Here is a 1,844-nt window from a genome sequence, read left to right on the forward strand (position 1 = left end):
TAATCATCTGTGTGGACACTGGCATGCAAACCAGTTCTTTCGTATAAGGAGGTGATCCAGCCCCAGGTTCCCCTAGGGCTACCTTGTTACGACTTCACCCCAGTCATGAATCACTCCGTGGTGACCGTCCTCTGCAAGCAGTTAGACTAGCCACTTCTGGAGCAACCCACTCCCATGGTGTGACGGGCGGTGTGTACAAGGCCCGGGAACGTATTCACCGCGGCATTCTGATCCGCGATTACTAGCGATTCCGACTTCATGGAGTCGAGTTGCAGACTCCAATCCGGACTACGACAGGCTTTAAGTGATTCGCTTACCCTCGCGAGCTCGCAGCACTCTGTACCTGCCATTGTAGCACGTGTGTAGCCCTACACGTAAGGGCCATGATGACTTGACGTCGTCCCCACCTTCCTCCGGTTTATCACCGGCAGTCTCCCTAGAGTTCTCAGCATTACCTGCTAGCAACTAAGGATAGGGGTTGCGCTCGTTGCGGGACTTAACCCAACATCTCACAACACGAGCTGACGACAGCCATGCAGCACCTGTCTCAGAGTTCCCGAAGGCACAAGTCTATCTCTAGTCTCTTCTCTGGATGTCAAGTGTAGGTAAGGTTCTTCGCGTTGCATCGAATTAAACCACATGCTCCACCGCTTGTGCGGGCCCCCGTCAATTCATTTGAGTTTTAACCTTGCGGCCGTACTCCCCAGGCGGTCTACTTAATGCGTTAGCTTTGGAAAAGTCATCCGAAGATTCCAGCTCCTAGTAGACATCGTTTACGGCGTGGACTACCGGGGTATCTAATCCCGTTTGCTCCCCACGCTTTCGTACATGAGCGTCAGTATTGACCCAGGTGGCTGCCTTCGCCATCGGTATTCCTTCAGATCTCTACGCATTTCACCGCTACACCTGAAATTCTACCACCCTCTATCATACTCTAGTCTGCCAGTTCGAAATGCAGTTCCCAGGTTGAGCCCGGGGCTTTCACATCTCGCTTAACAAACCGCCTGCGTACGCTTTACGCCCAGTAATTCCGATTAACGCTTGCACCCCTCGTATTACCGCGGCTGCTGGCACGAAGTTAGCCGGTGCTTCTTCTGCGAGTAACGTCACAGCTATAGTCTATTAAACTATAACCTTTCCTCCTCGCTGAAAGTGCTTTACAACCCTAGGGCCTTCTTCACACACGCGGCATGGCTGCATCAGGCTTGCGCCCATTGTGCAATATTCCCCACTGCTGCCTCCCGTAGGAGTCTGGACCGTGTCTCAGTTCCAGTGTGGCTGATCATCCTCTCAAACCAGCTAGGGATCGTTGCCTTGGTGAGCCTTTACCTCAACCAACTAGCTAATCCCACTTGGGCTAATCTTTAGGCGTGAGGCCCGAAGGTCCCCCACTTTGGTCCGTAGACATCATGCGGTATTAGCAGTCGTTTCCAACTGTTGTCCCCCACCTAAAGGCATATTCCCAAGCATTACTCACCCGTCCGCCGCTCGTCAGCAGATAGCAAGCTATCTCTGTTACCGCTCGACTTGCATGTGTTAGGCCTGCCGCCAGCGTTCAATCTGAGCCATGATCAAACTCTTCAATTAAAAAGTTTTATGTCTTTCGACAGCTCAATGAATTCTGTTTTTGATATAACTTAGTAAACTAAGTTACGTCGCATATGACTGTGTAGTCACTCGCTCTTTCCTAAAAGGATTGAGTGAACAGATTTTAATGAGACTCTAATTTTGTGTCACTTCGAAAAGTGACTTTAGAACTCAATCTGCAAGAGTGCCCACACAGATGATTACTTAAATTTTTAAAGAACGTTTCAAGCTTTTTGGCTAGTGCCGTTTCGCTTGGG

1 rRNA gene is annotated in these 1,844 nt (G+C 50.3%); it reads right to left on the reverse strand.

The window, feature by feature from the left end:
* Positions 1–44: 44 nt before the first annotated feature.
* Positions 45–1,587: ribosomal RNA gene (locus tag KO527_RS04950) — 16S ribosomal RNA — on the reverse strand.
* Between the last annotated feature and the right edge of the window lie 257 nt (positions 1,588–1,844).

Source organism: Pseudoalteromonas sp. C2R02 (assembly GCF_018860845.1).
Taxonomy (GTDB): domain Bacteria; phylum Pseudomonadota; class Gammaproteobacteria; order Enterobacterales; family Alteromonadaceae; genus Pseudoalteromonas.